The sequence below is a fragment of the Massilia psychrophila genome, assembly GCF_002760665.1.
Classification (GTDB): Bacteria; Pseudomonadota; Gammaproteobacteria; order Burkholderiales; family Burkholderiaceae_D; genus JAFCUW01.
Window position 1 is genome coordinate 1 of sequence record NZ_PDOB01000062.1, and the last position, 9,208, is coordinate 9,208.

General features: G+C 65.0%; 9 protein-coding genes and 2 pseudogenes. 10 read left to right on the forward strand and 1 reads right to left on the reverse strand.

The features are described from left to right. The 6 genes and pseudogenes from fliK to CR103_RS21320 form a co-directional block, all read left to right on the forward strand. Positions 1-535, forward strand: a 535-nt coding sequence (gene fliK, locus CR103_RS21290; RefSeq protein WP_143752709.1) for a flagellar hook-length control protein FliK, incomplete at its 5' end; no start/stop codon positions are given. Then, positions 532-891, forward strand: a complete 360-nt coding sequence (locus tag CR103_RS21295; RefSeq protein ID WP_099917904.1) for an EscU/YscU/HrcU family type III secretion system export apparatus switch protein — start codon at positions 532-534, stop codon at positions 889-891. The genes fliK and CR103_RS21295, both read left to right, overlap by 4 nt. 18 nt (positions 892-909) lie before the next feature. Beyond that, positions 910-1,668 carry a flagellar brake protein gene (locus CR103_RS21300; protein ID WP_099917905.1) on the forward strand — a complete coding sequence of 253 codons (759 nt, stop codon included), beginning with the start codon at positions 910-912 and terminating at the stop codon, positions 1,666-1,668. 105 nt (positions 1,669-1,773) lie between these two features. Continuing rightward, the gene (locus tag CR103_RS21305; RefSeq protein ID WP_229443766.1) at positions 1,774-2,361 is read left to right on the forward strand and encodes an ANTAR domain-containing response regulator; all 588 of its coding nucleotides are present in this window, start codon (positions 1,774-1,776) and stop codon (positions 2,359-2,361) included. Positions 2,362-2,851: 490 nt separating this feature from the next. Next, positions 2,852-3,490 (forward strand): MFS transporter, encoded by a 639-nt coding sequence (locus tag CR103_RS21310; protein WP_370659478.1) that lies wholly within the window; start codon positions 2,852-2,854, stop codon positions 3,488-3,490. Positions 3,491-3,573: 83 nt separating this feature from the next. After that, a pseudogene (locus tag CR103_RS21320) lies at positions 3,574-4,573 on the forward strand (molybdopterin dinucleotide binding domain-containing protein); the annotation flags it as partial. A gap of 301 nt (positions 4,574-4,874) precedes the next feature. Here CR103_RS21320 and fliE read toward each other — a convergent pair. Then, positions 4,875-5,222 (reverse strand): flagellar hook-basal body complex protein FliE, encoded by a 348-nt coding sequence (gene fliE, locus CR103_RS21325; protein ID WP_099917907.1) that lies wholly within the window; start codon positions 5,220-5,222, stop codon positions 4,875-4,877. Between the two features lie 251 nt (positions 5,223-5,473). Here fliE and fliF point away from each other — a divergent pair, with 251 nt between their 5' ends. The 4 genes and pseudogenes from fliF to CR103_RS21345 all read left to right on the forward strand — a co-directional run. Then, positions 5,474-7,147, forward strand: a complete 1,674-nt coding sequence (fliF, locus tag CR103_RS21330; RefSeq protein ID WP_099917910.1) for a flagellar basal-body MS-ring/collar protein FliF — start codon at positions 5,474-5,476, stop codon at positions 7,145-7,147. A 9-nt stretch (positions 7,148-7,156) separates the two neighbouring features. Beyond that, positions 7,157-8,152: a flagellar motor switch protein FliG gene (gene fliG / locus CR103_RS21335; protein ID WP_099917908.1), complete on the forward strand. Its 996-nt coding sequence runs from the start codon at positions 7,157-7,159 to the stop codon at positions 8,150-8,152. A 13-nt stretch (positions 8,153-8,165) separates the two neighbouring features. Beyond that, positions 8,166-8,801, forward strand: a complete 636-nt coding sequence (locus CR103_RS21340) for a flagellar assembly protein FliH (protein ID WP_099917909.1) — start codon at positions 8,166-8,168, stop codon at positions 8,799-8,801. After that, positions 8,798-9,208: pseudogene (locus CR103_RS21345) on the forward strand (flagellum-specific ATP synthase FliI); the annotation flags it as partial. The gene CR103_RS21340 and the pseudogene CR103_RS21345, both read left to right, overlap by 4 nt.

Here is a 9,208-nt window from a genome sequence, read left to right on the forward strand (position 1 = left end):
ATCTCGGCCGCTGGCGCAGTTGCAGCGCGAGCCGCAGATGCAGCGCGCATTGACGGCCGCGGCCGCGCCCGAGCCGGCGCAAGTCACCGCGCCGCCCGGTAGCGCGCCGGCGCCGGCCGCCGTCGATCCGGCCACCGCCCAGTTCATCAACCTGCAGCTGACCAGCCAGGAACAGGGACGGGTTGCGTGGCAGGGCCAGCTGTTGCCCGGCCAGGACATGGCCTGGCAGATCAGCCGCGACCCTCCCGACACAAGCGGACACCCTGGCGCCGAGGCAGAAACCGCTGAGCCGCCGTGGCGCAGCGCGCTGCGCTTGCGCTTTGCCGCCCTCGGCGAGATTGGCGCGACGGTGGTGCTGGCGGGCGACCAGTTGCATATCGCCCTGCAGGCCGGATCGAGCGACATCGGCAGCGTGCTGCACGCGCGCGCCGGCGAACTGCGGCGCGCGCTGGAAGCGTCCGGCAACCCGCCAGCGACGCTGACGGTCTCTGTTGGCGCCGTACTGGACGTCAACCCCGGGCGCGCCCGGCCATGACTGACATCGGCGCCCGAAAGCAGCACCAACAGCACCAGCAGCAGCGCGCGGTGGCGCTGGCCTACCAGGACGGCGATGGCGCGCCGAAGGTCGTTGCCAAGGGCAAGGGCCTGCTGGCCGAGCGCATCATCGAGCGCGCCCAGGAGGCCGGCGTGTTCGTCCACGAGTCCAGGGAACTGGTGGCGCTGCTGATGGAAGTGGACCTCGACCGCCAGATTCCGCCGGCGCTCTATCGGGTCATTGCGGAACTGTTGGCGTGGCTATATCATATTGAGTCTTCTCAAGTGTCTACTCAAGTGAGTGGCGCGCCAGCACCGTCCGCTCCGGGCGCGGCGAACCTCCTCGAATCATCATAAGAAAACCGGCTGGAACCGATGCAATCAACTAACGATTTTAGCTTGGAAAACTGGCACGATTACGAAATCGGCTCGCGCCGGGAGGTCATTTCGCTACTACGCAACATAGGCGAAAAGAACCAGCTGATCCGAATGCTGATCCACGGCGAGGCCGACGTCTGCGTCACCTCGATCCTCGAGGTCGATGCCGACACGAACACCTTGATCCTCGACCGTTCGATCAACAACGACCAGAACCTGCGCATCCTGGCGGCCAAGCGGATTTCGTTCGAGACCACGCTCGACAAGATCCGCATCCTGTTCGCCAGCGACGGCGTCACCGAAACCGAATTCGAGCAGCGTCCGGCGCTGCAAATTGCCGTGCCGGCGACCTTGGTGCGGCTGCAGCGGCGCGAGTTCTACCGCATGCCCACGCCGGTCAGCAACCCGGTGCGCGTGATCGTCCCGCTGCCCGAAGAACTCGGCGGCGGCAGTACCGTCCTGCCGCTGGCCGACATCAGCTGCGGCGGCATCGCCATACTCGATAATAAATTTATTCTTGGCAACACCATCGGCGTCAATTATCCCGGCTGCCGCATCGACCTGCCCGACATTGGCACCGTGATGACGACGCTGCAGGTGCGCAACTCGCTCGACCTGACCTTGCTCAACAACAAGGCCAACCGCCGCCTCGGTTGCCACTTCATCGACATCTCGCGCGTCGACCTGGCAATGGTGCAACGCTACATTACCAAGCTCGAGCGCGAACGCAACGCCCGCATCGCCGGCCTCAGCTAAAAATCAGCGCATTTCTCACCCTCGGCATGGATCTTGCATCCATCTGGGGCATGAGATTGCGCCCCCTATCCCCCCAAGCTGCGCATCGTCGTCGCCACCACCGTCGTGCAGCCCGGCGAGCAGGATGACGCCACCCTCGCCGCCCAGGTCAGGCGCGGCAACACCTTGCGCATCGGCCTGCTCGAAGCGGGCTACGACCTGATCGCCTCGCTGCCGGCCGACATGTTCCTGCCCGAGCGCATCGCCCAGCTGCAACCCGACCTGATCATTATCGACGCCGAATCGGATGCGCGCGACGTGCTCGAACACATCGTCATCACCAGCCGCGACGAACGGCGCCCGATCGTGCTGTTCACCGAAGACGCCACCACCTCGAGCATGGAAGCGGCGATGGCGGCCGGCGTCTCGGCCTATATCGTCGCCGGGCTGCAGGCTGAGCGCATCAAGCCGGTGCTGGGAGTGGCACTGGCACGTTTTCGCCAGGAGCAAATACTGCTCGACGAGCTGACCGACACCCGCCACAAGCTGGCCGAGCGCAAGGTCGTCGAGCGCGCCAAAGGCGTGCTGATAGCCCACCAGCAACTCACCGAAGACCAGGCCTACCAGCAGCTGCGCAGCATGGCGATGAACAAGAAGCTGAAGTTGTCCGACATCGCCCAGCGCATCCTCGACGTCGAAGATTTGCTGGGCTAGAACGCACCGAAACCGCATCTGTCGGGTGTCGTATGGCAGTTCGGTGCTGATGGACGGCATGGTGTGGGATGGTAGCGACCCGGCGCGGTAGGCGGCGGCGTTTGACGCCTGACCGTCGTTGTTGTTATTAACAACGACGGCGACGCATTTTACGTTGCAGCGCATCATTTTCGCGCACGCGCGCACCTCGATGATGCGCGCGCTGCCATTGCACTCTGTCCGCCACGGGCAACCGCCACTGGCACGCTTCCTGCCGATACCCCCGTAACGGATCAACGGCGATCCCCTTGAATTTTTCTTAAAACTGGTCCAACGGCGGACCGGCCCGCGCAAGACCTACACCGGGCTGCTGCTGCTCGGCGCCACTCCCGTGCTCGGCGTGGCGCTGTCGCAAAGCTACGAAAGCTTTTTGTTTTTCCGCCTCGGCATCGGCGCGGTCGCGCGTCCTTCGTCATCACCCAGTACCACACGTCGGTGATGTTCGCCCCTAATGTCGTCGGCACCGCCAACGCCGCCGCCGCCGGCTGGGGCAACACTGGCGGCGGCCGTCGAAGGAGGCAAGCGAGGCGGCTGGGATAGCTTCAAGGCGGCCGCCGCCAATTACCGCGTGTGGCTGCTGTTCAGCACCTACGGCGCCTGCTTCGGCATCGAGATCTTCATTCACAACATCGCCGCCGTCTATTACGTCGACCATTTTGGCCTGTCTCTGGGTGCCGCCGGCAGCTTTGGCCTGCTGGCCTTGTTTGCCCGGGCGCTGGGCGGCTATCTGTCCGACAAGGGCGCCTTGCGCGGCAACCTCAACAGCCGCGTCACCTTGCTGTTCGTGCTGATGATCGGCGAAGGCATTGGCCTGTTGTGGTTCGCCAACGCCGGCACCGTCACGTACGCCGTCATCGCCATGCTGTGCTTCGGCCTGTTCACCCACATGGCTTGCGGCGCCACCTATGCGCTGGTGCCGTTCATCGACAGCCGCGCCCTGGGCGGCGTGGCCGGCATCATCGGCGCCGTGCTGTACGGTGACGTCAAGGACGGTCCGTGGTATTTCGACCTGATTTTGAACCGCACCGACATTTCGGCCATGCGCCGCCACCTGTTGTTTGGCGAAGCGCTGTGCGCACAAGCCGCTTGACGAGGAAACCTACCGTGAATTTGTCCCCTATTCCTCTTTCCGTGCGCACTACCTGTCCGTACTGCGGCGTCGGCTGCGGCGTGCTGACGGCGCCGGGCGACGACGGCGCCGTCAGCATCAGCATCAGCGGCGATGCCGCCCACCCCGCCAACGCCGGGCGCCTGTGCGTCAAAGGCGCATCCCTGGGCGACACCCTGGGCCTGGAAGGGCGCCTGCTGCAGCACACCATGACGCGCACCGGCAAGGCGGCGCAACTGACCAGCCACGTGGCCGAATCGTTCATCGACATCCACCCGCAGGACGCGCTCAAATTCGGCGTGCGCGAAGGCGAACTGGCGCGCGTGTCGAGCCAGTAAGGCGCGGTGGTCGCCCGCGTGCAGCACGGCGGCGGCATCGCCCGCGGCGGCCTGTTCATCCCGATTCACTGGAGCGGCGAGAACGCGTCGGATGCGCGCGTCGGCGCCGTGGTCAATCCCGCGCTCGACCCGGTATCGGGCGAGCCGGAATTCAAGCACACGCCGGTGATGATCGAGCGCTTCGGCGTGTCGCGGCACGGCTTTGTCCTCAGCCGCGGCGCACTGGACCCGCATCCAGGGCGAGCAGTTCGCCCGCTACGAGATGGCCGGGCGCGGCCTCATCCTGGACCATGCCGCCTGGGCGCGTGCGCTGCTGGGCGTGACTGAGCTGGACGCCGACTGGCTCGATTACCAAGACCGCGGCGGCGCCGTCTACCGCGCCGTGCACGTCGTCGACGAGCGGATCGAGCAATGCGTGTTCATGTCGCCGCGGCCCGATTTGCCGCCGCGCACGTGGCTGGCCGGCCTGTTCACCAAGCAGGCCTTGTCGACAGCCGACCGCACGGCCTTGTTGAGCGGCCAGGCGCTTGAAAAAGGCGCCGATGCGGGGCCGACGGTGTGCTCCTGCTTCGGCGTCGGGCGCAACACGATCTGCGATGCAATCCGGGCCGACGGCTTGACGACGGTGGCCGCCGTCACCGCCTGCGTCAAAGCAGGTGGCAATTGCGGCTCGTGCGTGCCGGAGATCAAACAGTTGCTGGCCGAAACCCGCGTTACCGAAGCGTAAATGTGAATGACTCTACAGATTTGGAAGAATTTATTATCTCAACAGTCACCGCAACCTGAAGTCAAGTAATGGTTATCGACTGACGTGCCGGATTAAAATGCCGTCCGGGCTGCAATTGTTGACACGTTTTATTTTTTCCACGCCTGGGGAAGGCAATCTCCCGTTGCATGAGCGCCGGCCGACAAATACAAGCATGCAAGCCCGCCCGGGCGCGCACCGATGCCAAGCCGCAGCGGGCCGCTGCCGATGCCGATCCGGATCAAGATTGCCCGAGTTATGTTGAGTGGGTACTGCAGGTACTTCAGACCTGCATGTTCATGATTTCATGGTAGGCCGACACCAGCTTGTTGCGCACCTGGACCGTGGCCTGGAAGTTGATGCTGGCCTTCTGCATCGAGATCATCACGTCCGACAGGCTGACCTTGTCGTCGCCGGCGGCGAAGCTCTTGCCCATCTCCTCGGACTTCATCTGGCTGTTGCTGACCTGCTCGAGCGATGATTTCAGCGCGTCCGAGAAGTTGACCTTGGCCGCCGGCGCCTCACCGATGCCGGCCGGCGCCATCGCTGCGCCGGTCGGCCTGGTGGCCGCCGCTTTCAATTGGGCGATCATCGCCTCGATGCGCCCGCCGTCTATCGCTCCTACGTTCATGCTCGCTCCTACCTTCATGCTCGCTCCTGTAATGCCTGCCGCACACGGGTACACTATGCGCCCAAGCGGACTCTGGCTAACAGCATAGCACCGGACGCCTGTCAATTTCATTAGAGCAAGACCGTAAACCACGCTCTGTTTCAGCGATTGACTCCCCCCTCGTGCCGCCATAATCGACGGCAAGCCCCATTCCTTGTCCGAGGTGTGGGACCACCTCCACCCCACCGGGCGTGTCGCCCTCGGAACCCAACATGGCAGCAGCAGCGGAAGACCTGGTCCTCGACCCAACCCGGCAGCAATCGTTCATCCAGACCCCGTTCGGACGCAACATCGCGCTCGGCGTCGGGGCGGCGATCGTCGTGGCCATGATGGTGGCGGTGTGGCTGTGGAGCCAGCAGCCGGAATACCGCGTGCTGTTCTCCAATTACACCGACCGCGACGGCGGCGCCATCACCGCGTCGCTCGACCAGATGGCGATCAAGTACAAGTTCTCCGACGGCGGCACCGCGATCCTGGTGCCGGCCAGCCAGGTCCACGACGTGCGCCTCAAGTTAGCCGCGCAAGGCCTGCCGAAAGGCGGCAACGTCGGCTTCGAACTGATGGAAAACCAGAAGCTCGGCGTGTCGCAGTTCCTCGAGCAGGTCAATTACCAGCGCTCGCTCGAAGGCGAACTGGCGCGCTCGATCCAGTCGCTCGCCGCCGTCAGCGCCGCCCGCGTCCACCTGGCGCTGCCCAAGCCGCAGGTGTTCGTGCGCGACCAGCAAAAACCCACCGCCTCGGTGCTGCTCAACCTGCAGACCGGCCGCACCATCGACGCCGCCCAGGTCAGCGCGATCGTCCACCTGGTGGCGTCGAGCGTGGCCGAACTGCCGCCATCGAACGTCACCGTCGTCGACCAGGCCGGCAACCTGCTGTCGGATACCTCCAAGAGCGCCGGCGCCAAGAACCTCGACCCGAATCAGCTGAAATACGTCGCCCAGCTACAGCAGAGCATTGTCAAGCAGGTCGAGTCGCTGATCGTGCCGCTGGTCGGCCAAGGCAACGTGCGCGCCGAGGCAACCGCCGACGTCGACTTCGCCCAGGTCGACACCGCCGCCGAAATCTACAAGCCCAATTCGCCGCCGGCCGCCTCGGCGATCCGCAGCCAGCAGTCGTCCGAAGCGGGGGCGCCGGGTTCGACCGCCAATGGCGTGCCGGGGGCGCTGTCGAACCAGCCGCCGGGCGCCGCTACCGCGCCGATTGACGCCGGCCAGGCGCCCCCCCCGGCGGCGCCTGGCGCTGGCGCTGCTTCTACCCGCAAGGACAGCACCACCAATTACGAAGTCGACAAGACGATCCGCTACGAACAGCGGCCAATGGGCGGCATCAAGCGCCTGTCGGTCGGCGTGGTGGTCAACTACCGCAGGCTGGTCGACGCCAAGACCGGCAAGGTCAGCATCAAGGCGCTTAGCGCCGCTGAAGTAGCGCAAATCAATGACCTGGTCAAGGAGGCGATGGGGTATTCGAAGGAGCGCGGCGACACCCTCAACGTCACCAACGCGCCGTTCGACGGCGTCGACAAGCCGGTCGTGCCGCCCGAGGCGCTGGTCTGGTGGCGCGATCCGGAAATCCAGGAGATGGCCCGCCAGTACGGCAAGTACCTGCTGGCCGGGATCGTGCTGCTGTTCCTGTATTATCGTATTCTGCGGCCGATGATGCGCCCGGTACTGCGCCGATTCGACCAGATCACGGAACTGCCGCCGGCGCCGCCGAAGCCGGGTCCTGATGCGATCGCCGACGAAGCCGGGCGCATCGAACAAGAGGCAGAAACGACGCCGCAGGTCTCCGGCTACCGGGAAAATTTGAGTATGGCGAAAAAACTGGCGTCGGACGATCCGCGCGTCGTTGCTAACGTTGTAAAGGCATGGGTAGGCTCAAATGAATAAGAACGAACAATGAACGACAACGGCGTCCAGAAGGCAGCCATTTTGATGCTCGCCCTTGGCGAAACCGAGGCGTCCGAAGTGATGAAGTTCCTCTCCCCGCGCGAAGTGCTCAAACTGGGCGCGGCAATGGCGACGATGAAGAGCGTGCAGCACGAGCAGGTGGTGTCGGTGCTGGAGGCGTTCCGCTCACAGACCAAACTCAATTCGACCGTCGGCCTCGACTCGGACGAATACATCCGCCAGGTGCTGACCAAGGCGCTGGGCGACGACAAGGCTTCGGTGCTGCTGTCGCGCATCCTCGGCGGCAAGGACGCTTCCGGCATCGAAAGCCTGAAGTGGATGGACGCCTCGTCGGTGGCTGAACTGATCCGCAACGAGCACCCGCAGATCATCGCCACCATCCTGGTCCACCTCGAGCGCGATCAGGCCTGCGAAATTCTCAGCCATTTCACCGACCGCCTGCGCAACGACGTGGTGCTGCGCATCGCCACGCTCGACGGCGTGCAGCCGGCCGCGCTGCGCGAACTGAACGACGTGCTCACCAAGCTGTTGTCGGGGAATGAAAACATCAAGAAGTCGTCGCTCGGCGGGGTGCGGGCGGCCGCCGAAATCCTCAACTTCATGAGCGGCGAGCAGGAAGGCTCGGTGATGGACAACATCAAGAACTACGACAACGACATGGCGCAGAAGATCATGGACGAGATGTTCGTGTTCGATAACGTGATCGACATCGACGACCGCGGCATCCAGCTGCTGCTGCGCGAAGTGCAGTCCGAAATGCTGATTATCGCGCTCAAGGGCGCCTCGCAGGACCTGCGCGAAAAGATTTTCAAGAACATGTCGCAGCGCGCCGGCGAGATGATGCGCGAAGACCTCGAATCGAAGGGACCGGTGCGCCTGTCCGAAGTCGAGGCGCAGCAAAAGCAGATCCTGCAGATCGTGCGCCGGCTGGCCGACGAAGGCCAGATCGTGTTGGGCGGAAAAGGCGAGGATTCGTTTGTCTGATACGCCCAAAGAAATGCAGACCGCTTACCAGCGCTGGGAAATGAACTCGTTCGGCGACAACCGTCCGAGCGTGGTGGCGGCGCGCCCCACCTCACCGCCGGTGATCCAGGGTCCCTCCGAACAAGAGCTCGCCGAAATCCGCGAGGAGGCGCGCCTTGGCGGCTACGACGAAGGCCACGGCGCCGGTTACGCCGACGGCATGGCGCTCGGCCGCGCCGAAGCGGCGAACGAACTCGAACACGTCCAGTCAATCGCGCTCGAATTCGGCGCCGCGCTGGCCGCTGCCGACGAAACCATCGCCGCCGACGTGCTGGACCTGGCGCTGCACCTTGCAAAAAGCATGCTGCGCAGCGCCCTCGCCGTCAAGCCGGAACTGGTGATCCCGGTGGTGCGCGAAGCGATCGAATACCTGCCGGTGCTGCAGCAGCCGGCGGTATTGATGCTCAACCCGGCCGACGTCGCGCTGGTGCGCGAAGCGATCGGAGAAGAACTCGACAAGGGCGGCTGGCGCGTGGTGCAGGACCCCAGCATCGCGCGCGGCGGCTGCAAGGTCGACACCGCCACCAACCAGATCGACGCCCAGCTCGCAACGCGCTGGGAGCGTTTGACGCATGCCCTCGGCACGAACCTCGACTGGCTCGGTCCATGACGGCAGCGCCCGACCGCCACACCACGCGCTGGCGGGCCTACCTGCGCGACTGCGATTCGCTGGTCGACTTCGTCGAGCCGATGCAGGTGTCCGGCCGCGTCACCCGCGTCGCCGGGCTGGTGATGGAATGCGTCGGCCTGCGCCTGGCCGTCGGCAGCGCCTGTACCATCCCGATGGCCAACGGCATCCGGGTCGAGGCCGAAGTGGTCGGCTTCGACGGCGACCGCCTGTTCCTGATGCCGCAAAGCGACGTCGAAGGCATCGTGCCGGGCGCCCGCGTGTTCCCGGTCGAGGCGCCGGTGCCGCGCCCGGGCAGCGTGGCCCATCCGCGGCGGCGCCCGAGCGACCGCGCGCGCCACCTGCCGGTCGGCATGGCGCTGCTTGGGCGCGTGGTGGACGGCGCCGGC